The following is a 22442-nucleotide window of genomic DNA, read 5'->3' as shown; positions in this document are numbered from 1 at the left end:
GCTTAATACGTACAGGAATTTTGAAATATCGCCTGTTTCACTACGTCAGCGGCTTGTATGGCGTCGTGAGCGGCAGCCTGATCGTGGTCCGCAGGCCCGAGCGGCGCCGGCCACCCGAACCTCCCGGCGGCGAGGTCCTGCTGGAGTCCCCGCCCGAGATCCCCGAGACGGTGACGGGCGGCGGGCTGACCCAGCTCCTGACGTACCTGCCGATGCTGGCGGGCGCGGGCGCGATGGCGCTGATGTTCACCGGCGGCTCCACGAACAACCCGATCATGCTGGTCTCCAGCGGCCTGTTCGCGGTCTCGATGATCGGCATGACCGTGGGCCAGATGATGCGCGGCGCGGGCGAGCGCAAGAGCCAGCTCAACGGCCAGCGCCGCGACTACTACCGCTACCTGGAGCAGGTCAGGAAGCGGGTACGGGCCGCCGCCGCGCAGCAGCACAAGGCCATGACCTGGAACCATCCGGACCCGGCCGCCCTGTGGTCGCTGGTGATGACCACCCGGCTGTGGGAGCGGCGGCCCCGCGACGACGACTTCGCCCAGATCAGGATCGCCACCTCGGCGCAGCGGCTGGCGCTGCCGCTGATCCCGCCGGAGACCAAGCCGATCGAGGACCTCGACCCGGTGACGGCGGGCGCGCTGCGGCGGTTCGTCCGCACGCACGCGACCGTTCCCGGGCTGCCGGTGGCGCTGGCGCTGCACTCGTTCGCCAGGATCGTGATCACGGGCGACCCGGCGGCGGCGCGCGGGCTCGTGCGGGCCCTGCTGGCCCAGGCGGCGGCGCTGCACTCGCCGGAGGACCTGCGGATCTCGGTCTGCGCGGGCGCCGACAGGGCCCGCGAGTGGGAGCCGGTCAAGTGGCTGCCGCACGCCCTGCATCCCACCGAGGAGGACGGCGCGGGGCTCGTCCGGCTGGTCGCGGGGGATCTGGGCGAGCTGGACGACCTGCTGGGGTTCGAGCTGAAGGACCGGCCGCGCTTCAGCAAGGGGCTCTCGCCCGACGCGCTGCCGTACCACGTGGTCGTGGTGGACGGCGGCACGGTGCCCGCGGGCAGCCAGCTCGGCCTGGACGTCATCGAGGGCGTGACCGTGATCGACGTCGGCGGCACCACCGCGCAGGTGCCCGCGCAGCTCACGCTGCGGCTGGAGGTCGGCGCCGGCGAGGTGGTCAGGGTCGCCGAGGACGAGCTCGGCAAGGAGGTCAGGTCGGGGCTGGGGCGGCCGGACCGGCTCGACCCGCCCGCGTTCGCCGCCCTGGTCAGGCAGCTCGCGCCGATGCGGACCGGCTCGGGGGCCGGCGCGGAGGAGGTGCGGGACGTGTTCGCCACGAACACGACGCTCACCGACCTGCTCAGGATCGGCGACGCGCGGCGGCTCGCACCCGCCCAGACGTGGCAGCCCCGCCCGGTCAGGAACCGGCTGCGGGTCCCGATCGGCCTGGGCGCCGACGGGCGGCCCGTCGAGCTGGACATCAAGGAGGCCGCCCAGGGCGGCATGGGACCGCACGGGCTCGTGGTCGGCGCGACCGGCTCGGGGAAGTCGGAGCTGCTGCGCACGCTCGTGCTGGCGCTGGCGATCACGCACTCCTCCGAGACCCTGAACTTCGTGCTCGTCGACTTCAAGGGCGGCGCCACCTTCCTCGGGCTCGACACGCTGCCGCACGTCTCGGCGGTCATCACCAACCTGGAGGACGAGCTGCCGCTGGTGGACCGCATGCACGACGCGCTCCACGGCGAGCTGGTACGCCGCCAGGAGCTGCTGCGCGCGGCCGGCAACCACGCCTCGCTGCGGGACTACGAGCAGGCCCGCGAGCAGGGGGCGAACCTGCGGCCGCTGCCGACGCTGTTCATCGTGCTGGACGAGTTCAGCGAGCTGCTGTCGGCCAAGCCGGAGTTCATCGAGCTGTTCGTGATGATCGGGCGGCTCGGCCGGTCGCTGGGCGTGCACCTGCTGCTGGCCTCGCAGCGGCTGGAGTCGGGGCGGCTACGCGGGCTCGACACGCACCTGTCGTACCGGATCGGCCTGCGGACGTTCTCGGCGGCCGAGAGCCGGGCCGTGCTGGGGGTGGCGGACGCGTACTCGCTGCCGCCCGAGCCGGGCAACGCCTACCTGATGTTCGAGACCACGGGCATGACGCGGTTCAAGGCGGCGTACGTGTCGGGGCCGTACCAGGTGGCCTCGGCGCAGGGGCCGGCGGTGACGGCGCGCGCCGGGCACCGCGGGAAGATCGTCTGGTACGGGCCGGAGCGGGTGCCGATGCCGCCCGTCGAGCAGGCGCCGCCGGTGGTGGCGGAGTCCGGGAAGCAGGGCAAGAAGGACAGCCTGCTGGAGATCGTGGTGGGCCGGCTGGCCGGGCAGGGGCCCGCGGCGCACCGGATCTGGCTGCCGCCGCTCAAGGAGCCCGCCTCGCTCGACCAGCTGCTGCCGCCCGTCGAGGTCACGCCGGAGCACGGGCTGACGGCCGCGGGCAGCGGCCAGGACCGGCCGGGGCGGCTGCACGCCGTGGCGGGGATCGTGGACAGCCCGTTCGACCAGCGGCGGGACCCGTACTGGCTGGATCTGTCGGGGGCGGCCGGCAACGTCGCGATCGTCGGCGCGCCGCAGACCGGCAAGAGCACGCTGCTGCGCACGCTGGTCGCCTCGCTCGCGCTCACGCACACCCCCAAGGAGGTGCAGTTCTACTGCCTGGACTTCGGCGGGGGCACGCTGTCCTCGCTGACCGGGCTGCCGCACGTCGGCGGGGTGGCCAACCGGCTGGACGCCGACGCGGTACGCAGGACGGTCGCCGAGGTCAAGACGCTGCTCGACCGGCGCGAGCGGCTGTTCGTCGAGCGCGGGATCGACTCCATGGCCACCTACCGGCGGATGGTCGCCTCCGGCGCCTACGAGGGCGACGGCTGGGGTGACGTGTTCATCGTGGTGGACGGCTGGGCGATCCTGCGCCAGGAGTACGAGCTGCTCGAACCCGACCTCGGTGACCTGGTCACCCGGGGTCTGGGGTTCGGCATCCACGTGATCGGCACCGCGAACCGGTGGATGGAGTTCAGGGCCGGGGTGCGCGACCTGCTCGGCACCCGGCTGGAGCTGCGGCTCGGCGACTCCTTCGACTCCGAGATCGACCGCAAGGCGGCCTCCAACGTGCCCGAGCGGGCCCCCGGGCGCGGGCTCACCCGCGAGGCCCTGCACTTCCTGGCCGCGCTGCCGCGCGTCGACGGCCGCTCCACCGTGGACGACCTCGCCGACGGGGTCGCCGCCCTGGTCGAGGCCGCGGCGGCGGCCTGGCGCGGGCATCCGGCGCCACCCGTCCGGCTGCTGCCCGCCCTGCTCCCCGCGCACACCCTCCCGGCTCCCCCGGAGGGCGGCACGCGGATCCCGATCGGGATCGACGAGGCCGCCCTGGCGCCCGTGCTGCTGGACTTCGACGCCGACCCGCACTTCGTGGTGTTCGGTGACACGGAGAGCGGCAAGACCAACCTGCTGCGGGTGCTCACCCGGGGCCTCGCGACCGCGAAGACGCCGCTGGAGGCGCGGTTCATCGTCATCGACTACCGGCGCTCGCTGCTGGACGCGACCGACACCGAGCACCGGATCGGGTACGCCGCCTCCAGCGCCGCCGCGGCCGAACTGCTCAAGGGCGTCCACGAGGTGATGCAGACACGGCTGCCGCCGCCGGACCTCACCTCGGAGCAGCTGCGGACGCGGAGCTGGTGGACCGGCCAGGACCTGTACGTCATCGTGGACGACTACGACCTCGTGGCGACCTCGGCCAACCCGCTGTCCGTGCTCGGCGAGCTGCTGCCGCAGGCGAGGGACATCGGGCTGCACCTGGTCCTGGCGCGCGCCATGGGCGGGGCCGGGCGGAGCATGCTGGACCCGATCGTGCGGCGGCTGAAGGAGATGAACTCGCCCGCCGTGATGCTGTCGGGGCCCCGGGACGAGGGGCAGCTGTTCGGGAACGTGCGCCCGCGCCAGCTCCCGCCCGGGCGCGGGCTCTACGTGGACCGGCGGTCGGGCGAGAAGCTCGTCCAGACCGCCTACCTCGACCCCGGCCCCTAGCGGTCCAGGTCGCGCTCGATGCGGCCCAGCTCGGCCACCGCCTGGTCCATGGCCTGCTCGTACGCCTCCCGCGCTTCCCGCATGCGCAGGTCGGCAGGGTTGTTCTCGGCGGCCAGGTCCAGCGGGCCCTCCCCCAGCACGTCCCCGAGGAGCTCGGTCGATTTGGCCTGCATGTCGGACAGGGCGTCGGCGATCAGCACCAGGATCGTCTCGGCGAGGCGCTGCGAGCCCCAGCGCATGGCCCTCGGGTCGATGTCCAGCCCGGTGACGCCCTGCGCCGAGCACTCGATCCGCACCAGCTTGTCCGGGTCCTGCGCGGTCCCCTTGACGGCGAGGACCTGCTCGTAGAGGTCGTCCAGCCCGCCCGCGGGCCGCTGGGCCTCGGCGATCAGCCGGTCCATGGCACTCTCGTCGAACGCCGTCATGCCTTCACCCCCGGAGTCGGAGCCTCGAGTTTCGTGCCGCTGAACTGGTCGGCGACCGCCGACTGTCCCATCGCCCCGGCCGTGACGGCCGCGGCGCCGCCCACGAGCGCCTGCTTGGCGGGCGACATCTGCACCAGCTTCTGCGCCACCTTGCCCAGCACGCCCTTGCCACTCTCCGCGAAGGCCCGCGCCCTGGCGGCGATCGCGCCGGCCTGGTGGTCGGCCCGGCGGCCGAACCCGGTGGCGGCCACCTCCGCGGCGACCCTGGTGTACGGGTTCAGCTGGGCGACCTTGTGCATCACCCCGGCGGTGAGGATGCTCGCGCCGGTGAGGAAGACGGCCTTGCCGAGGACGTCGTACACGCCGGCCGTGAGGCGCAGGGTGTCGGCCGAGGCCTTGGGCGAGGCGGACTTGTCGGCGGCGTCGTCGGCGTACTGCTGCACGGTGCCCTTGTAGAGCTCGGCGCTGGGGGCGGTCCACTCGACGTTCCTGACGGAGTCGTCCACGATCTTCGGGTGCGCCCGCAGGCCCCCGGCCAGCTCCTCCCACGCCTCGGCCGCCGCCCGCTGCTGGGCGGTGTCGCCGTACATGAGGGGCAGGACCAGGGTGGCGTAGCGGGCGCGGTTCCAGCCGAGGAGCAGGGAGCCGGTCACGGCCATCGCCGAGCCCTCGATGACGGACCACGGTTGTTCGAGCATTATCACGTCCTGGTGATGTCGGCGGCCGCCCGGCCGGCGTTCCCGTCGCCGTCCACGTAGGTGTTGGCCGTGCTGTACGCCTTGTCATGGATGCCGGACGCCTGGGCCCGCTTGACCGTCAGATACGCCAGCGCGGCACGCTTGACGACGTCGAACGCCTGCTCCAGCGAACCGCCGACCAGGCCGAACGCGCCGTAGGCGCCGGAGGAGAGATCGACGTGCCCGATGGCCGAGGACATCCGTTCCAGGTCCCGCATGGGGGCGGCGACCATGTTGCGGCCCATCTCGCGGATGGAGCCGACCTGCGTCGCCACGAAGTCGCCGGACATGGCCTCACCCCACCACCGGCGGGCCGTGCACGACCGCGGGCCGGAAGAAGTCGTCGTCGTCGCCCTTCGCCGCGGTCGACCTGCGGGCGTTCTGCCCGCCGTCCGCGGGGCCGCCCATGGGCAGGAACGGCACGCCGCCGGAGGCCGTCGCGCCGGGCTCGGCCCCTGCCACGGGGGACCTGGCCGGGGGCCATGAGCCGTCCACGACCGGCACGCTGCCCGGCCGCACGGACGGCCCGGCCGGCTCCTGAGCCGCACTCGTGCCCGGGCTCTGATAGGGATCCGCCGGGCGATTCGTCCCCGGGCGGCCCGTACCCGGGTTGCCCGGATTACCCGGGTTTCCTGGGTTGCCCGGCGGTCTCGTGGTCCCGGCCGGGGTGGTCCCCGTGGTGCGGGCACCGGGACCCGATGGCGCCGTACCGGGTGACGGCGGCAGCCCGGCGGGCGGCACGTGCCCGGCCGGGGCGGGGCCTCCCACGGCGGGAAACGTGCCGCCCGGCGAGTTCGCCAGGGAGGTCGCGAGCGGTGGTGTACCCGCGGGCGCACCCGGCACCGCAGCTTGACCGGGTAGCGGACCCGCGGGAGTCAATGGGTGGCCGGGCGTGGCGGCCAGATCGGTGCGGGACCGCACCGGCACCGTGCTCTCGAACGGCAGGTCACCGCCCTGCGCCGGCGCCGAGACGGGGTCGACCGGCGGCGGCAGGTAGGGGGCCGGGGAGGCCAGCTCCGGGTCCCACGCGAGGGCGTCCGGCATGGTCGTGTACGCCCGCTGGTAGACCCCGTTGAGCTGCTGCATGAAGGCCCGCGCGTCCGCGTCCGGATCGTTGAGCGGCTGCATCGACCCCGCACCCATGCCGCTCGCCTCCACCCAGTACTCCTGCTGCTCCGTGGCCTTGTCGAAGCGCTCCTTGGCCGAGGCCAGCTCGTGGCCCACCGTCTCCAGCCCGGGCGGGACGCCGTCCACACCGTTCCGCAGCGACTGCAGGTACGCCTGGAGCCGGTTCATGCGCGTGAGCATGGCCCTGGCCGACTCCCCGCCCCAGTTCCCGTCGGCCACCAGGCGCGCCGCGCTGTCCCCCAGCGCCGCGATCGTGTCGGTGAGCAGCTGGGACGTCTTCTTGTACGCGTCCACGACCGGCGCGAACTCCTCCGGCCCGGTCCCCAAGACCAGCCGCCGGATCTCCTCGCGCCCGCCGTACGCGTTGACGTTCCCGCCCTGCAGGCAGCCGTGCTTGATCGGTTGTGGTTGCGGCAACAGGTCCCTCACATCACGTACGCGGCACCGCGCCCGCGGCGCGCTGGTCGGCGTCCCGCACGGTGTTCGCGGTGGCGGCCAGGTCGTCGACGATCCGCTGGACCTGCTCCATGACGAACTGCAGCGAATCGCCCGTCGCCACCCGGGCCCTGCGCACGGTCTCGCCGTACCCCTGGGCGATGTCCCAGCTCCCCGGGGCGGCCGGCGACAGGTCGGGCACCTGGTACGCGGCCGCGCGCAACCGGGGCAGCAGGCTGTCGCCGAGCTTGCCGGCCACGTCGAGGAGGGCCTCCGGCTTGCACATCGCCGTGTCGCCCGCGGTGGCCGGGTCGATGAGAGGTTGGTCCACGCGCTGGTCCACCCGTCTCAGGTGCCCCAGCGGCGGATGTTGGCGGCCTCCGCGTCGCGCATGATCTCCGTGGCGTCGTGCAGGGCGGGGCCCATGCGCTGCATGGTGTCACCCATGGCCACGACCGCGTTGTTCCACTGCTCCTTGGCCGTCCGGTAGACCTCCTTGGCGGAGCCGTCCCAGGTCTCCAGGACCTTGAGGTCGTCTTCGAGGTCGGCCAGCTCGCCGACCAGATTGGCGTAGGCCCGGCCGAGTTCCGACGCGATCTCGTCCATCTCGTCGAAATTGGCGAGGATGATGTCTCCGCCACCCGTCATGGTGATTCTCCGTTCGTCAGAGCTGACCGCCGCCGAGCGCCGCCTTGAGCCTCGTGGCGACCTCGCTGGCCTGGGTGTTCGCCTCGGTGTAGGTGATGCCCGAGCCCTTGAGGTTCTCGGCGATCGTGTGCAGCGCGTCGATGACCTTCTTGAACTGCGGGTTCCACTCGTCGAGGACCTGGCGGTAGATGTTCGCGGAGTCGCCTTGCCAGGCGGCGCCGAGCGTCGCGGGAATCTGGGTGAGCCTGTTGTGGATCTGGGTGATGTTCTGGTGTGCGATGAGCGCGCGTTCCGCCGCGCTATGTTGACTGCCCTCTTGATAGCGTGTCGGCTCTGCCACGTGCACCTCTCGGATCTCGTGAGCCCGAATTTGACCGGGTTTCCGTACTGCGGATCAAAGTAAATGGGTCAAAGCGGGCAGGGCTACGATTTCAACTTTCCTGTAAATGTCGTGGCCCCTCCGGCCCGCCAGCCCCTGCGACGGGCCCTGGGCAGCGTCAACGCCAGGAACACCACCAGCGCGGTGGCCCCCACCGCCCCCGCCGTGATCGCCATCGCGACTCCGCGCGTGCGCGGGTCCGGCACCGGGGCCCTGGCCAGCACGATCGGCGGCGCGGCGGGCGCGCTCTCCTCGGCGTCGGGCTGCACCGAGGTGACCGCCAGCAGCGGGTTGACCATCCCGGCCCCGGTGCCGGCCGCGCCGCCGCCCTCCGCCGTGCGCTCCAGCCGGCGCTTGACCTGCCAGTGATCGAGTTCGGGATGCCTGGCCCTGACCAGGGCGGCGACGCCCGCCACGAAGGGGGCGGCGAAGCTGGTGCCGTCCAGCTCCGTACGGTAGCCACCGCCGGTCCACGCACTCGTGATCCCGGCTCCCGGGGCGGTCACCGAGATGCGGGTCACGCTGTTGGAGAACTCCGACTTGCCGCCGTCCGGCGAGGCCGAGCCGACCGCGATCACACCGGGATACTCGGCCGGGTACGCGGGCGTGACCACGCCGTCCTCCTGCCGCACGTTGCCCGCGGCCGCCACGATCACCGCGTCCTTGGCCTGCGCGTACGCCACCGCGGCCTTCAGCGCGGGATGGTCGTGGGCCTGCACGGACACGTTGATCACGTCCGCGCCCATCTCCGCGGCGCGCCTGATGCCCTGGGCCAGCCTGGACACGTCGCCCGAGCTCCCCTCGGTCTGCTTGATCGACAGGATCCGGGCGGCCGGAGCGACGCCCATGACGGGCACGCCGCGCGCGGTGAGGTCCCGTCCCGCGATGATCCCGGCCACCGCCGTGCCGTGCCCGACGCAGTCGCGCAGGTCCGTGCCCGTGAGGTCGATCCGGGCGGTGACGGCGCCGGCGAGCTGGGGGTGCGTGGCGTCCACGCCGCTGTCCACGACGGCGACGGTCACCCCTTCGCCCTTGGTGAAGCGCCACACCCGCTCGAACCTCAGCCTCTCCTGCGGCCACGGCTTGCCGGTGACCTCCGCCACGCCGGGCTGGGGATCGCACGTGACCGTGGACGTGGACGTGGGCGCGGGGGTCGGGGTGAGGGTCAGCACCAGGCCGATGGCCGCGGCGCCGTACCAGGAGAAAGGCACGGTCAGGCAGTCTGCCGACATTTCCGATCGGTGGCTGGTCTCTTAGAAATATCTTGAAATGAAGCGCCGCCGGGCGGAGCGCGGGATAGGCAAGTGCCGGTATGTCCTTCGACCGCGGAGAGGAAGCATGTCGACACCTGAGGCCGAGGGAGACGGCGCGCACGGCAACCCCAGGCCGGGCGTCGGCCTGTCGGTATACCAGCGGCCGCAGATCACCCAGACCTACGAAGGCGGTTTCAGCGGCACCGAGTACGACTTCAATCCGGACAACATCGAGGAGTCGTACGCCGACCACATCTACTTCCACCGCAACGGCGACTATCCCGGCGAGGCCCCCCGGACGCCGACGGACGCCGACCGTGAGGCCCTGCTCGCCCGCAACCCGGTCGACCCGGGGACGGCGAAGAAGGAGATGTTCATCAAGGTCGGCGAGTACGAGGACCCGGCCACCGGCAGGCCCCTCCCGTCGTCGCCCGTGGAGCAGCTCCGCCAGGACCTCAAACGCCTGCAGGGCGAGGTGGGCGGCCAGAGCCTCAAGGTCCGGCTCACCCTCGCCGGGCTGTCGGACCGCGACCTCGGGGCCTGGCAGGCCGCCGCCGACATGAAGGCGACCACCGACAAGGCGCAGAGCACGCTGGACGCCGCCATCAACCGCGTCTACTCGGTGTACGCGGCCGTGGTGCAGGCGCTCGACGACACCGTCAAGACCGCCAAGAGCGCCGACCAGTCCATCGCGGGCGGCCTGCGCACGCGTACCTGACGGGGGACGGAATGACCGACTACTGGACGGACGCTCTCAAGGACACCCGGGCGCCGCAGATCGACGACATCGCGCCGACCGGCAACGGCGACTCGGACAGCAGCGACGGCGTCTCCGCGCTGATCCAGAGCACCAACCCGGCCCGCGTCGCCGACGCGGGCAAGCGGTACAAGGAGATCGCCGGGATGTGCGCCGAGTCCGTCGAGCTCCTGCACAACCAGGCCGGGCGCATCGCGGACACGCTGGGCGGCGAGTCCCTGCAGAAGATCTTCGAGACCGTCGGCGAGCTGCAGCGCGACCTCGCGCGCATCAGCATCGCCGCCGAGTCGGTCGGCGTGCCCCTGGAGTGGTACGGCGCCCAGGTGCTCCCCTGGTTCCACAACAACGTGCCGCGAACGGGCAGCGTCGGCCTCGACGACGACATCGGCGACGCCTTCGGCAGCGACACCAACGGCCACGCGCTCGCCCGCCATCACCTGCGGCAGCTCAACAGGTTCATGGGGGACGTGTACGGGGCCATCGCGGGCTATGTGGAGCAGCGGTCCACGGCCCCGCAGGCGGGGATGACCGACCCGTCACTCGGGTCCGGGCCGGGGCTGCCGAGCGGCCTCACCGGTGATCCGTACGCGGGCTCCGGCCTGGGCTCCCCGTACGGGACCCCCGGCCTCGGCCTGCCGGGCACCCCGTCCGGCCTCGACACCCCCGGCCTCCAGGACCCGTCTCTTCAGAACCCCTCACTGAAGGACCCTTCCCTCCAGGACCCTTCGCTGAAGGACCCTTCGCTCAAGGATCCGTCACTGCAGGACCCCTCACTGAAGGATCCCTCGCTCCAGACCCCGCAGACCCCGGACCTGAAGAACCTCGAGCTCAACACCCCCAAACTGCCCCAGACACCCACGACGGACCTCGCGGGTCTGCCGCCCCAGACGGGCCTGCCGCAGACGAACCTGCCGCCCGGCGCGGCCACCGGCCAGCCCACCGGCAGCGGTCCCGGCACCTTGCCGGGCAGCGTCCCGGCCACGCAGCTCAGCGGCTCGGGATCGCCCGTGGGCGGCGCGGGCCGGCTGGGCGCCACCGGCATGTCGATGGGCATGATCCCGCCGATGATGGGCGGCGGCCAGAACGGGAACGAGCGGGACCGCGACAGGGCCAGGTTCCCGCTGGTGGAGGATGAGGCGTTCGAGACCGATGACATGGGCGGCCCGTCCGTGATCGCATGACGGTGACGACCGAGCGGGTCCGCGGCTACCGGTTGCTGGAGCGGGCCGGCCAGGACGGCCCGTGGACCGCGCACCTCGCTCAATCCGCGGCCACGGGGGCCGAGGTGCTGGTCAAGACGCTCGCGTGCCATCGGGCGGACCGGCGGGCGCTGAAGCGGATCGTCCGCGGCTTCGGCTTCCCTGAGGCGCTGGCGGCCCACGACGGCGTGATCCCGGTGCTGGAGGTGGGGGCCACCGGCGACGGGCGGCCGTACCTGGTGACGCCGCTCCACGGCGGTCTCACGCTCGCCGAGCGGCCGGGACGGAGCCTGCCGATGCCGGTCGACGAGGCGGTGGGGCTGCTGCGGGCGGTGGCGGACGCGCTCGCGGCCACGCACGCGGCGGGAGGCGTGCACGGCCGGGTCACCCCCGAGAACGTCATCGTGGCCGGTCCCGGGGTGGCGCTCACGGGGTTCGCCATGTCCGCGCTGATGTCGATCGTGGAGCTGCCCGACGGCACCCTCCCGTCGGTGCACGCGGCGCCGGAGGAGCTCGAGGGCCACCCGCCCGTGCCCGCCTCCGACGTGTACTCGCTCGGGTCGATGGCGTACGAGCTGCTGGCGGGCCGGCCCGCGTTCCCGCTGGACGGGGCGGGGGGCACGGCCAAGTTCGTGCTCGGGGTGCTGACGGAGGCACCGCCGCCGCTCCCGCCGGGGGTGCCGCCGGACCTGGCGGAGACCCTGCTGAAGGCGATGGCCAAGGACCCGGACGCCCGCCCCACGGCCGCCGACCTGATCACCGTCGCCTCCCGCCCTCTGACGACCCGCCCGCCCGCCGTGGATCCGGCCCAACCACCGACCACCCGCCTCGCCGTCGGGAACGCGGCACAGCCACCGACCGCCCGCCTCCCCGTCGGGGACGCGGTCCAACCGCCGACGGCCCGCCTGCCCCTCGGGGACTCAGGCCAGCCCCCGACGGCGCGCCTGCCCCTCGGCGATCCCGTCCGTCTGCCCCTCGGTGATGCGGGCCAGCCCCTCACCTCGCGCCTCTCCTCCCCCTCCCCCTCCCCCTCGCCGGAGGACTCGGGAGCGGTGGAGCGGTCGGGGCCCCGTGAGCTGGTCTGGACGGTGGACCCCGACCGCTCCCAGGTCAGGCCGCCCGCCGGGCCCCAGCCCTTCTCCCAGCCGCCCCCCGAAGTCTCCGCACTCCACGCCCCCGTAGCCGAGCCGGGCCGCAGCAGCCGGATCCCGCTGCTGGTCACGACGGCCTCGGCGCTGGCCGTGCTGGTGGGCGTGGGCAGCGTGGCACTGGCGATGAACGGCCGGCCCGACGCCGATTGGGCGCAACCCGTCGGCGCGACGGCCGCCGCCCTCGACCCCACGACCCCCGGCACACCACCCCAGCCCGACCACCAGCCGACAGACCAGCCAACCGACCGGCCGACGAACCGGCCGACGGACCAGCGGACGCCGCCGGGCGAGTCGCAACCGCAGACCCGTAAGCCGTCCGAGCCGCCCCCACCGCGCCGCCAGACCGTCGATCCCGCCGCGGTGGCCGCGTACCGTCCCAAGAGCCTCAAGGTGGTCTCCGACAACGGCACCACCGTGACGCTCGCCTGGAAGGCGGTACGCAAGAGCGGCTACCCCGTGGTGATCCAGCAGGCCCCCGGCAACCGGCTGGTGCCGGCGGCGAGCGGCCGCAACACCCACACCCTGGGCGGCCTCGACCCGGTCACGGGCTACTGCTTCAAGGTCGGCACCGTGGTAGCCCTCGGCCAACCCTCGTCCGTGGCGTGGTCGCCGGCCTTGTGCATCCGCGGCGCCGCGGAGACGAGCCCCGGCGGCCAGGACGACCAGGTCCAGCCCCCGATCGTGCTCCCCCCGGCCACCCCGCCGTCCTCCTGAGACCGGCTAGCCCACCAGGGATCGCGGCGACAGGCGGTGCGCGAGCCTGCTCGCGAGGCCGGCCTTCTGCCGCACCAGCGCGTCCACGCCGCCGAAGTGGCGCCAGGCGAGGTCGGCGTCGGCCTGGTCCACCGGCGCTCCCCCGAACGTCGCCAGGTTGGCCAGGTCGGCGAGCGTCGTGAGCGGCTCACGCGAGGAAGGACCCAGCACGGACTCGGCCAGAGACGCCACCTCACCGGCCGTCAGCGCGTCCGAGGACACCGGGATCCCGGCCACGCGCAGCCTGGCCACCGTCTGCCGCCACGCCCCCACCACCCGGGTGGCGGGCGCGGCGGCCCGGCGGCGGCGCATCCGCCTCAGCGGCGGCACGACGAGGACCGCGAGGAGATACACCAGGAGCACGGCGGCGGGCACGGCCACCCAGACGAGCGGGCCCGCGGAGCCGCCGGGACGCGGCGCCGGGGTCGGGGTGGCCCGGTTGGCCGCCGTCGGGGTCGGCTTGGGCTCGGCTGAGTCGCTGTTGATCGCCTGCTCGATCTCGCGCGCCTGCTTCGGCGCGCCCTCGGCCACGTCACCGCCCCCTCCCGAGCGCGTACGCGACGGCGTCGGGTAGAACGGCACCCACCCGATCCCCTCGAACTCGACCTCGGCCCAGGCCAGCACGTCCCCGCCCCGCACCTGCCGAACCCCGCCGGAGCCGGTTCCCGGGCGGAAGCCCACGACGATCCGGCTCGGCAGCCCGATCGCGCGGGCCAGCAGCGCGAACGAGGCGGCGAACTGCTCCGTCGTCCCCCTGCGCGACTCCGTCAGGAAGAACTCGATGCTGCGGTAGCCGTGCCCGGGCGGCGAGTTGACGTCGTTCACCGCGTGCTTGCGCAGGTAGGCCGCCAGCCGGGCGGCCCGCTGCGTCGGGCTCTGCGCCCCGGCCGTGGCGCGGCGGGCGATGGCGAGCAGGCGGGCCCGCTGCGGCGGCGTGCGGCCGTCCGGCCCGTCCGGCAGCCGCAGCGCGGCCGGGTCGGCGGCGGGGACGGCCGCGCGCAGCTCCTCCGCCGGGTAGCGGCGGATCCCCGAGGTCACCTCGTACGTCATGCCCTCGCGCGCCTGCGTGCCGGCCAGCATGCCCGTCGCGGGATCGACCACGATGCCCGTGCCCTTCACCAGCAGCGGCCGGTCGGCGGCGGGCAGCCACGGGCCCGGGAGCTTCTGCAGGGTGAACCGCTGGGTGACCGGGTCCCCGCCGCCCTCCTGCCCCGGCACCCGCCCGCCGGTGGGGACGAACCCGGCGCCCGACGTCCACGTGACCCCGTCGAAGGTGTCCAGGACGGCCAGGCGCAGGTTCGCCTCGGAGGCGGTGCCGACCGTGAACAGCTCGCGCTGCGGGTTCTGCAGCCACGCCGACACCTGGTCGAGCGCGCTCACGCCGTTGATCGGCCGCGGCGGGGGCTGCTCGACGAGCCCGCGCACGTCGTACGGGCGGTCGGCCATGGGCAGGACGGGCGCCGTGACGACGGCCGCCAGCACCAGGCAGGCCAGCAGCGGCACGCCCACCGCGACCGTCCCCGCCGACCTGGCCGCCCTGACCAGGCCGAGCAGCAGGGTGAGCCCGGCGAACACCGCCGCGTACGGCACCACGGACCCGGCCCCTGCGACCCCCAGCACGACCGCGACGGCGAGCGCGGGGAGCCCGGCCAGGGCGGGCAGCATGACGGCCCTGGACCGCAGCGCGATCTCCGCGCCGGCCAGGGCGGCGGCCCAGACCAGGAAGCTGACCAGCACGACGGCCGTGCTGTCGGGCGCCGCCGGGAGGATCGTGGTCAGGAGCCGGCCGCCCGCGTCGCGCACGCCGAGCAGCGCCGCGCGCACGGCGGCCGGGCCGGGCAGGAACCCGAGCCAGGCCTCCGACCTGAACAGGGTCGCCGACACCGCCACCAGCCAGCCCAGCACGCTGACCGGGATCGTTCCCCAGAGCGGCAACCGGCCGTACAGCAGCACCGACAGCACGCACGGCACCCCGGCCGCCACGCCGACGACGGGCAGCAGGGCTGCGAACGGGAACACCCCGTCGAACGCGAGCCCGGCCGTCGCGGCCAGCAACGCCACGACCCCCACGGACACCAGCCCCCGCACCGGCGCCCCCGCCGCGTAAGCTCCAGCGCCCGGCCCCGGCGCCCCCGCCGGCTCGCCACCGGCCGGCCCGGCACCCGACACGCCCGCCTGCGACGACTCGGCACCCGACCCGGCACCCGACCCGGCACCCTGCACCGGGGCGGGGCCCGGGGGCGTCGCGATGCGCCCCTGCGGCACCGCGACGTCGTGGGGCGAGGGCCCGGCTAGCGGGGCCATGCCGCCGCCAGTTCCGCCAGGTCGCTGACCTCGATGACCGTCACCCCGGCCGCCGCGGGCCGCCCGCCCTCCACCGGATCGCCCACCCGCACGAACAGCACCTCGTCGAAGCGCCGCCGCACCGCCGCCGCGTCCGCGAGACCCGCGAACGTGCCGCTGACCAGCACTAGCGCCCCGCCAGACCCCGCCCGGCGCAGGGCGTGGAGCGGCGCGTCCGCCTGCTCGGAGCGCTCCACCACGGCCAGCCGGTCCAGGACCTCCTCGGTCTCGCCCGGCCCGCCCTTGGCATGCAGCAGCTCCCCCGCCCCCGTGAGCAGCCGCACGGGGAAGCGGTCGCGCGTCACCGCGCAGGCCACCGACGCCGCCACGTCCACGGCCAGCTCGAACTCGTCGTCCCCTTCGTACGACGAGTGCCGCGTGTCCAGGACCGTGACCGTGCTCGGCAGGTTGACGTCGGTCAGCTCCTTGACCATGAGGACGCCGGTGCGGGCCGTGGAGCGCCAGTGGACGTGCCGCAGGTCGTCGCCGATCACGTAGTCGCGCAGCCCGTTGAAGCTGATCGCCCCGCTCTGCGCGGAGCGCGAGTCGAGCCCGTCGAGGTGCCGCCGGCGGCCGGCGTGCGGGGGCGCGAGCGGCACCGTACGCGGCCGGACCAGGAGCAGGTCGGTGCGCCCGTACGCGATCGAGCGCCGCGCCAGCCCGAACGGGTCGGTGCGGTCGAGCAGCAGCGGCCCGACGGGCGTCTCCCCGCGCCGCCGGGTGGGCAGCCGGTACGACACCGTCCGCGCGGTGTCGCGGGCCAGCGCCGGCACCTCCACCGTGACGGACGTGCCCCGGCAGAGGTCGCGGGCCACCAGCCCGGCGTGGCGCCGGCGGCCGGTGTTCCGCACGTGCAGGAGCGCCACCGCGGGGTCGCCCCTGGCCACCTTGACCGGCGTCAGCTCCCGGCGCACGTCCAGCCCGGCCCCGCGGAGCGTCCACAGCGCGCTGGCGCCCACGGCGGCCAGCCCCGCCACCGCGAGGACCGCCGCCTGGGCGTACCCGAACGGCGCCCCCACGGCGTAGACCACCACCGAGGCGGCCACCAGGCCCCACCCCGCCCTGGTGATCATTCGCACTCCCAGAGCGGGGCCGCGGGGAAGCCCCCCTTCGGGGTGTCCATCAGCACGTCGTTGAGCCACCCGTTGCCGCGGCTGGACTCCACCTTGTTCCACACGTCGCTGCTCATGCCCGTGTCCGTGTCGGTGTAGGAGGCGCCCTTCTGCTGGCAGAGCACGGTCATCGTGATGTACTCGCCCTTGGGGATGCGCCCCGCCTCGGCGCCGGGGCTGGGCCCGGAGCGGATGAGGGTGTCCCTGTCGTTGTTGTTGGCGTTCCTGAACTGGGCGGACGGCGGGCGCAGGTCGGCCGTGGCCTCCGCGCGCTCCTCGCTCTCGCCCGCCGCGTTCTTGGCCCGCAGCGTCCAGGTGTAGGACTGGCCGTTCTTGAGCCCGGTGACCTCGGCGCCGGTGCCGTCCGGTGACCCCGGATGGTTGCCGGGCCCGTCCAGCGTGTACGTGACGCCGCCGTCCCTCGCGTTCTCCGGGGCCGACCAGGTCAGGTCGGCGCCGTGGTTCTTGCCCTTGGCGGTGAAGCCGGACGGCCTGCCCGGCGCGACGCACGGTCGCACGGGCACGGACGACTGCGACTCCACCTCGCCGCCGGACCACTCGGCGACCACCCGGAACGTGTACTCCTGGTCGCACCGGCCGCCGTTCACCCGGAACTGGTACGGCCCGTCGGGCTGCACGCGGGACGGCGTGACGTCGGCGGCGCCGGACGCGCCCTTGAGCGAGTAACCCTTGACCGTGCCCTGGCGGGAGGGCGTGAAGGTGACCTCCATCCAGCCGGGCCCGGACTTGGCCGTCACCGATCCCGGCGGATCAGGCGTCTGGGTCGGCGTGGGGGTGGGCGTGGGAGTGGGCGTCGGCGTCGGAGTCGGGGTCGGCGTGTCCGAGGGAGTCGGGGTGGGGGTCTTCGTCACGGTCACCGTCGGCGCGGCCGTCTTCGTCTTCGTCGGCACGGACGTCGGCTTCCCGGTGGGCTGCCTGGTCGACCGGGTGGGCACCTGGGTCGGCTGCACCACCGTGGGCGTGAAGGTCGGGATCGGCAGCGGAGTCGGCGTGTCCTTCTGGCCGAGCGCCTCGTCGTACTTGCCGACCCGGTGCCCCCTGCCGTCCTGCTCGATGACCAGGGCGGTCTCACTGAACTGGTCGTTCACCCAGAGCAGCCCGTCCTTGACGAACACCTCCAGCGGCCCCGCCTTGCCCGTGACGACCTTCTCGGGCTCGAACGCCTTGGCCACCGTGTCGTACACGATGAGCCGGCCCGTGCTCTCGTCGGCGATGTAGACGCGCCGCCCGAGCGCCTGCGGCGCCCCCAGCTTGCCGCCCTTCACCGAGACCGTGGTCAGCCCGCCGCCGGCGGTGTCGACCAGGACGAGCGCGCCCTTCTTGGGCTCCAGGATCGGCACGATCCGGCTCTCGGCCACCGGCGGGACCAGCAGGCCGCCGCCGCCCGCGCCCGTCACCGTGCTGGGCAGGGACACCTGGAGCCGGGTGCCCGCCGGGCCGATCAGCATGGCGGAGGCGGCGGCGGAGTTCGTGACCAGCGGGGCGCCGTTCGCGATCGTCAGGGTGAGCGGGTCGCCGGGCTCGCCGACCGTCACGGCCTTGACCTGCCGGCCGTCGTTCACCTGGACCAGCGTGCCCTCCTCGGGCACCGGCACCCACAGCGTGCCGTCCTTGCCGAGTCCGGCCTGGCCGAGCGGCGCCTTGAGGGTGATCGGGGAGCCGATCGTGCTCACCGTCAGGGGGTCGAGCTGCTGCACGGTGCCGGCCCGCGGGTCGATCCCGTACGCCTTCCCGCCGCCCATCACGATCTGCATGCCGCCCGCGCCGAGCGTGTTGGTCTGGGCGACCTCCAGCTGGGTGGGGTCGATGCGGCCGACCTTGCCCGTGGAGTCCATGACGAGCACGTTGTTGCCGTCCTGCACCACCTTGAGCGGCTCACCTTCGGCGGAGGCCAGGTCCACGCGGCCGTCCAGCTGTCCGGACAGGCCGTTGGCGTGCACCACCTCGCCGTTGAGCGCGCTGCCGAGCCACGCCCCGACGTCGGAGAGCTTGGGGCGGGCGCTGGAGACGCCCTGGCCCAGGAACAGGCCGACGCCGACCAGCACGGCGACGAGGGCGCCCGCGACGATTCCCGCCGCCCGCCGCCCCGCCGCATTTCGCCACCGAATGGCCACCGACTCACATCCCGTACGTGTACGTGCCCGCGGACACCCTAGGGTGGCGCCCGCGGATCGCGAGGTTCCTTCAAATAACCTGGAAGTGTCCGATCAACGGCCGTCACGGGTCCGATCGTCGATGGCCCGCAACTGCTCGTCCATGGACGACTCGAACGCCTCCAGCACGCTGCCGAACTGCTCGTCGAGCAACTCCCTGCCGGGCAGCGCCCCGCCGAGCGTCTCCGCCATGACCGCGTCGACCTTGGCGGCGACGTCGTCCTGGGCCTCCTGCGCGGCCCGCAGCACGGCCTCGGCCAGCTTCTGGCTGTCGAGCCGCATGGCCCGCGGCGCGAGCACGACGTCCATGAGCCGGCCCGAGGCGCCGGCGGTCACGCGTACCTGCCCGTCCGCCGCCTCGCCGCGGCCGACGGCCACGTCGATCTCGCTCCTGAGCTCCTCGACGCGGGCCAGCATGTCCTCCGCCCGCGCGGTGATCCGTTCCAGCTCTTCGGGGTCGAAGTCGTTCACCGTGCCTCCCGGGTCTCTGCGACGGGAGAGTACGGGGAAGGCCCGCCATTTCGGAAAAAGTTGAAGCATGCGGAGTTTCATTGCTCTGACTAATGGATTAATGGCAGATTTCTCAGCGGCTAATCCGTGGGAAAGGTGCCATTTCGTGAGCGGTGGAATCCGGATCGATCCGGGCGCGCTCCTGGCCGCGGGAAAGCGGTGCGAGGACGCGCGGAACGCGCTGAAGCCGTTGCTGCCCGACTTCGAGCAGAACGCCGCGCCGGCCGAGGGCTGCTTCGGCCTTCTGGAGCGCGGCGGCAAGGAGCTGGAGGAGTCGTACCAGGAGTTCCACCAGGAACTGCTCGGCTTCGCGAAAGACCTGGTGGCGAAGCTCGACGACACCGCCACCGGGCTGCGGGAGAGCGCGGAGCGGCTGGGGGGCGGCTGATGTCCGGCCCCTTCGCCCCCGTCATCGACCTCGTCAACACGCTGAAGAACGCCGTCGCCTCGATCGGCGACGACGAGCAGGAGCAGCGCCTGCTGGGCATGGCCGCGGCCTGCCGCCGGCTCAGGACCGGCATCGAGGGCCTGGAGCCGGCGCTCTCCCCCATCCCCGGCTCGCTCCAGGGCTGGATCGGCGGCGACGCGGACGTGTTCCGGCAGAAGTGGCGGGACTATCTGGCCCCCGAGTTCCGGACCACGGCGGCCGAGCGGCTCGGCGACGCCGCCGACGTGCTCGACCAGGCCGTGGAGGCGTCCAGGAAGACCAGGGAGGCGCTCAACCAGCTGATCACCTCGCTGATCGCGTCGGTGTCCGCGGGCGTCGTGGCGTCGCTGGCGGCGGCGGGCCTGAGCACGTTCGCGGTGTGGGCGTCCAGCGCCGCGACGGCCGCCCGCGGGGCGGCCACGGCCACCGGCATCCTGAGCCGCTTCGCCGCGGTACGCGCCGCCGCGGCGGCGGCCATGCGCGGGTTCGTGACGATGATGGGCAGGTCGGGCCTGGTGCGCGGCCTCAGCATGTACGCCGGCGGCGGCTTCCGCCAGACGGCCCTGGCCGCCCTGCGGAAATACGGCCAGATCTACAGCTGGTCGTTCGGCGGCAACCTGCTGGCGGGCGGCGTGGCCAGGGGCGTCTTCGGCCAGAACCCCCTCGACATCTCCATCCTCTCCCTCGCCCAGACCGCCAACGCCTCCACCGTCGCCGGCCTCACCGGGCCCCTCGGCCAGACGAGCTACTTCACCGGGCTCGCCGCCAGGCGCCCGTTCGTGAACAACGTGGCCATGGGCGCGCTCGCGGGCGGCGTACCGGCCTTCTGGAACGCCAGGGTGGAAGGCAAGTCGTGGAGCGCCACGCTCGGGGACGTGGCGCTGTTCAGCGGCATCGCGGGCGGGTTCAACGGCGCGGTCGGGCGGCTGTTCAACCCGGCGCAGGGCCAGTGGGGCGTGCCGTCGCCCGCGTGGTTCAGGAACCTGCCGCCGATGGCGCAGAGCTCGCTGCTGGGCTTCGCGCCCAGCGTGGGGCTCCGGCTCGCGGTGCCCTTCGCCCCCTCGTCGCCGCCGCCCCAGCTCGACCGTTAGCCGGGCTGCGCCGTCAGAACTGGGCCGTCAGGGCGAAACGGCGGGCGGTCGCCCGCAGCGGGCGACCGCTCTCCATGTCGCCGTGCAGGGCGCGGAGGCGGTCCTCGTACGCGCCGGCGTCGAAGCCGGGGACCTGCCAGGAGACGACCCGCAGGTAGAGCACGAGCGCTCCGACGTCGTGGAACTCGACGGGGTAGCCGGCTTCCGCGCTCCAGGTGACCTCGAGCCCGGCGGCGTCGAGCGCGGCGGCCGCGCCGGCGAGGTCCCAGGCGCGGTCCTCGTGCGGCGGGCCGCCCAGCGCCGCGTTGACCTCTTCCAGGTCGCCACCGGCCACCTGCTGGGTGATGAACGTGCCGCCCCCGTCCAGGAGGCGGCGGATCTCGTGCGGGTCGTACGACTCGTGCCGGTTGACGATCAGCTCGAACGAGCCGTCGGGGAAGTGCCGGGGCGACTCGGCCACCTCGACGCCCAGCGGCTCCAGGCGGTCGCGGGCGACCGGGAGGTTCGGCGGGTAGCCCTCGGTGGCCGCGGTGCGCGGCGGGAGCGGCGCCAGGGACGCCAGCAGCTCGCCCCCTCCGGTGCCGAGATCGAGCAGGGACGGCGTGCGCGGCAGGCGGTCGCGCACCAGCCGCTCGTAGTCCCAGGGCAGGTCGTCGGCCGCGGTCATCCGGCCGCGGAACACCGCCCAGTCCCACCCCTCGAACGGCGTGGCCAGCGCGTCGCGGATCAGCTCCTCGTAGCCCATGCGCATGATCGTGCCCCGGGGAGCCGCCGTCCCGCACGTCCTTTTCGCCCGGTCACTCTGGCGGGGCGCCCCGCCCGGCGCGGGGAGTACAGGTGCCGGGAGTGCTCTCGCGCAGGACGACGCGGGCCGGAAGCCGCACATCGTCCGGGCCCGCGTCCTCCGACAGCGCGAGCCGCATCGCGCTCAGCCCCGCCTCCCGCAGCGGCACCGCCACGGAGGTGAGGGCGGGCACGACGTCCAGCGCCGAGGCGATGTCGTCGAAGCCCGCCACCCCGATGTCCACTCCCGGGACCACCCCGGCGTCGCGGAAGGCCGTCATGGCGCCGATCGCCATCACGTCGTTGACCGCGAACACCGCCTCCACGTCCTCGAACCCCCGCTCCACCAGCCGGCGCGCCGCGTCGTAGCCGCCCGCGTGGGTGAAGGCCGTCTCGATCGACAGCGGCTCGGGCACGCCGGAGCCCAGCCCCGCGCGGAAGCCGTCGTGGCGGTCGCGGGACGTGCGCAGCTCGTCCGGGGCGTGGAAGACGGCGAAGCGCCGGTATCCCGCCTCCACCAGCGCCCGTGCCAGGTCACGGGCGCCGCCGTGGTTGTCGATCGTGACGGTGCCGAACGGCAGGTCCCGCTGGCTGATCATGACGACCCGCCCGCCCGCCGTCCGGTATTCCTCCAGCTCCTCGATGAGCGCGTCCCGGGTCGCGGACCCCGCGACGCGGCTGCCCGCGACGATGATGACGCGTGGCCGCTGGCCCCGCAGCGTCCTCACGATCTCCAGCTCGCGCTCGGGGGACCCACCCGCCACCGCCATGGTGACGATGAGCTGCGCGGCCTCGGCCGCCTGGGTGACCCCGGCGGCGATGGAGGAGAAGTAGGGGTCGGCCACGTCGCGCACCACCAGCGCGACGGTCCTGGTCGAACCCTTCGCGATGGCCTGCGCCGACAGGTGCGGCTCGTAGTTGAGCTTGGCCGCCGCCGCGCGCACCCTGGAGACGTTCTCGGACCTGACGTTGCGCGTGCTGCCGTTGAGCGCGCGCGACGCCGTCGCGATGGACACGCCCGCCTCGCGGGCGACGTCGTGCAGGGTGGGCGGGGCCGTGGACCCCTCCTCCATACC

The 22442-nt window shown here is 73.8% G+C and carries 20 protein-coding genes; 6 read left to right on the top strand and 14 right to left on the bottom strand.

All coding sequences use genetic code 11. The features are described 5' to 3' along the window. The first annotated feature begins 65 nt into the window (after positions 1-65). Positions 66-4061, top strand: a complete 3996-nt coding sequence (eccCa, locus tag ACIBI9_RS44520) for a type VII secretion protein EccCa (RefSeq protein ID WP_397231972.1) — start codon at positions 66-68, stop codon at positions 4059-4061. Here the strand turns inward: eccCa and ACIBI9_RS44515 are convergent. The 8 genes from ACIBI9_RS44515 to mycP form a co-directional block, all read right to left on the bottom strand. After that, entirely contained in the window at positions 4058-4486 is a 429-nt protein-coding gene (locus ACIBI9_RS44515; RefSeq protein WP_397231970.1) for a YbaB/EbfC family nucleoid-associated protein, read from the bottom strand. The two genes, eccCa and ACIBI9_RS44515, sit on opposite strands and share 4 nt — an antisense overlap. Then, positions 4483-5184, bottom strand: a complete 702-nt coding sequence (locus tag ACIBI9_RS44510; RefSeq protein WP_397231968.1) for a hypothetical protein — start codon at positions 5182-5184, stop codon at positions 4483-4485. Before ACIBI9_RS44510 ends, ACIBI9_RS44515 begins: the two co-directional genes overlap by 4 nt. 2 nt (positions 5185-5186) lie before the next feature. Continuing rightward, positions 5187-5513, bottom strand: a complete 327-nt coding sequence (locus ACIBI9_RS44505; protein ID WP_397231966.1) for a hypothetical protein — start codon at positions 5511-5513, stop codon at positions 5187-5189. Positions 5514-5517: 4 nt separating this feature from the next. Continuing rightward, positions 5518-6780 (bottom strand): hypothetical protein, encoded by a 1263-nt coding sequence (locus tag ACIBI9_RS44500; RefSeq protein ID WP_397231964.1) that lies wholly within the window; start codon positions 6778-6780, stop codon positions 5518-5520. Position 6781: 1 nt separating this feature from the next. After that, positions 6782-7117 (bottom strand): hypothetical protein, encoded by a 336-nt coding sequence (locus ACIBI9_RS44495; protein WP_185072260.1) that lies wholly within the window; start codon positions 7115-7117, stop codon positions 6782-6784. Positions 7118-7134: 17 nt separating this feature from the next. Further along, entirely contained in the window at positions 7135-7434 is a 300-nt protein-coding gene (locus ACIBI9_RS44490) for a WXG100 family type VII secretion target (protein ID WP_397231962.1), read from the bottom strand. 16 nt (positions 7435-7450) lie between these two features. Next, positions 7451-7774 (bottom strand): WXG100 family type VII secretion target, encoded by a 324-nt coding sequence (locus ACIBI9_RS44485; RefSeq protein WP_397231960.1) that lies wholly within the window; start codon positions 7772-7774, stop codon positions 7451-7453. An 83-nt stretch (positions 7775-7857) separates the two neighbouring features. Further along, positions 7858-9024 carry a type VII secretion-associated serine protease mycosin gene (gene mycP, locus ACIBI9_RS44480; protein ID WP_397231958.1) on the bottom strand — a complete coding sequence of 389 codons (1167 nt, stop codon included), beginning with the start codon at positions 9022-9024 and terminating at the stop codon, positions 7858-7860. 127 nt (positions 9025-9151) lie between these two features. Here mycP and ACIBI9_RS44475 point away from each other — a divergent pair, with 127 nt between their 5' ends. Genes ACIBI9_RS44475 through ACIBI9_RS44465 form a run of 3 tightly spaced genes read left to right on the top strand, consistent with a single transcriptional unit; the run spans position 9152 to position 12887 of the window. Continuing rightward, on the top strand, positions 9152-9784 hold the full coding sequence (locus ACIBI9_RS44475) for a hypothetical protein (RefSeq protein ID WP_397231956.1): 633 nt from the start codon (positions 9152-9154) through the stop codon (positions 9782-9784). An 11-nt stretch (positions 9785-9795) separates the two neighbouring features. Further along, entirely contained in the window at positions 9796-11004 is a 1209-nt protein-coding gene (locus ACIBI9_RS44470) for a hypothetical protein (protein WP_397231954.1), read from the top strand. Continuing rightward, positions 11001-12887 carry a protein kinase gene (locus ACIBI9_RS44465; RefSeq protein ID WP_397231952.1) on the top strand — a complete coding sequence of 629 codons (1887 nt, stop codon included), beginning with the start codon at positions 11001-11003 and terminating at the stop codon, positions 12885-12887. The genes ACIBI9_RS44470 and ACIBI9_RS44465 overlap by 4 nt, the downstream gene beginning before the upstream one ends. 6 nt (positions 12888-12893) lie before the next feature. On the opposite strand, the gene ACIBI9_RS44460 is transcribed toward ACIBI9_RS44465, so the two are convergent. The 4 genes from ACIBI9_RS44460 to ACIBI9_RS44445 form a co-directional block, all read right to left on the bottom strand. Further along, entirely contained in the window at positions 12894-15230 is a 2337-nt protein-coding gene (locus tag ACIBI9_RS44460) for a DUF3488 and transglutaminase-like domain-containing protein (protein WP_397231950.1), read from the bottom strand. Further along, positions 15218-16342 (bottom strand): DUF58 domain-containing protein, encoded by a 1125-nt coding sequence (locus ACIBI9_RS44455; RefSeq protein ID WP_397231948.1) that lies wholly within the window; start codon positions 16340-16342, stop codon positions 15218-15220. The genes ACIBI9_RS44460 and ACIBI9_RS44455 overlap by 13 nt, the downstream gene beginning before the upstream one ends. Next, positions 16339-18516, bottom strand: a complete 2178-nt coding sequence (locus ACIBI9_RS44450) for a hypothetical protein (RefSeq protein WP_397231946.1) — start codon at positions 18514-18516, stop codon at positions 16339-16341. The genes ACIBI9_RS44455 and ACIBI9_RS44450 overlap by 4 nt, the downstream gene beginning before the upstream one ends. A gap of 93 nt (positions 18517-18609) precedes the next feature. Beyond that, complete coding sequence (locus ACIBI9_RS44445) at positions 18610-19026, bottom strand: YbaB/EbfC family nucleoid-associated protein (RefSeq protein WP_397231944.1); 417 nt, start codon at positions 19024-19026, stop codon at positions 18610-18612. 145 nt (positions 19027-19171) lie between these two features. Between ACIBI9_RS44445 and ACIBI9_RS44440 the strand changes: the two genes are divergently transcribed. Then, a complete protein-coding gene (locus ACIBI9_RS44440) occupies positions 19172-19453 on the top strand; it encodes a hypothetical protein (RefSeq protein WP_397231942.1) in 282 nt (93 codons plus the stop codon). Continuing rightward, positions 19453-20583: a hypothetical protein gene (locus tag ACIBI9_RS44435; RefSeq protein ID WP_397231940.1), complete on the top strand. Its 1131-nt coding sequence runs from the start codon at positions 19453-19455 to the stop codon at positions 20581-20583. The genes ACIBI9_RS44440 and ACIBI9_RS44435 overlap by 1 nt, the downstream gene beginning before the upstream one ends. 13 nt (positions 20584-20596) lie before the next feature. Here ACIBI9_RS44435 and ACIBI9_RS44430 read toward each other — a convergent pair whose 3' ends face one another. Together ACIBI9_RS44430 and ACIBI9_RS44425 are read right to left on the bottom strand one after the other, a co-directional pair. Further along, complete coding sequence (locus ACIBI9_RS44430) at positions 20597-21328, bottom strand: class I SAM-dependent methyltransferase (RefSeq protein WP_397231938.1); 732 nt, start codon at positions 21326-21328, stop codon at positions 20597-20599. Between the two features lie 52 nt (positions 21329-21380). Further along, entirely contained in the window at positions 21381-22439 is a 1059-nt protein-coding gene (locus tag ACIBI9_RS44425; protein ID WP_397231936.1) for a LacI family DNA-binding transcriptional regulator, read from the bottom strand. Positions 22440-22442 lie beyond the last annotated feature (3 nt).

The organism is Nonomuraea sp. NPDC050451, assembly GCF_044458585.1.
Note: the sequence above shows the minus strand (reverse complement) of the source record. Positions and strands in the feature narration are given on the sequence as shown.